The 753-nt window shown below is 48.5% G+C and carries 2 protein-coding genes; both read right to left on the bottom strand.

Annotated elements, in window-relative coordinates:
- Positions 1 to 323 (bottom strand): DNA-J related domain-containing protein (locus A3750_RS01975; RefSeq protein ID WP_197474803.1); only part of this gene is annotated, 323 nt, incomplete at its 3' end.
- A gap of 45 nt (positions 324 to 368) precedes the next feature.
- On the bottom strand, positions 369 to 753 hold a 385-nt coding region (locus A3750_RS01970), incomplete at its 5' end, for an AbgT family transporter (RefSeq protein WP_197474802.1).

The raw sequence follows: 753 nt of genomic DNA, 5'->3' as shown, positions 1-753 counted from the left end.
TCGAGCAAGTCAGTTTCGCGGATTTCCGAGTTGGTTGCCCCATCGCTTTTCGTAGCGCTGGGATAGGGGATAGAGACGATCTCTATCGTTCCTATGATCAAATCTGCACGTTGTGTGCTTCGCCACTTTGCTCTCAGTTGGTAGAGCCCATGTCGGACCAGGAAATGCACTTTAAAAAGCGACAGCATGTTGGATAAGGATAGTGAAGCGATGGGCTCGATGCCATCTCGTTGCATTTTCCGTATGAGCGCATGTTCACGCCAAACAGGTTGCTCTTCGAAGGCCTGTCCAAGATAGCTTGTAATATGCTGAAAGGTTTCCATATCTCTCAGCATAGACTAGATCACGCTAACTACTGCTGTGTGCATTTACATTGTGTAGTGCGTCGGTGTATTTGGTCCAACGGGAAGGCCGAGAACAAACACCCACAAGTAAAAGAAAATGCTCCAGCAGGTGAGGAAGATAAAGGAATAGGGCAGCATCATCGAGATCAAGGTGCCTATCCCCATGTCGCGACGATATTTTTCGGCCACCGCTAGAATAAGCCCAAAATAGCTCATCATCGGTGTGATGATATTTGTTGATGAATCCCCTATTCGGTAGGCTGCCTGAATGACTTCTGGCGAGTACCCAACAAGCATCAGCATAGGAATAAAGATTGGCGCAGTGACGGCCCATTGCGCAGATGCAGACCCCAAGGATAGATTAATGACGCCGCATACTCCGATGAAAAGGAAGAATAGCTCAGGGCCG

The sequence above is a fragment of the Oleiphilus sp. HI0079 genome, assembly GCF_001635105.1.
This window is presented reverse-complemented; position numbering and strand designations above follow the sequence as displayed.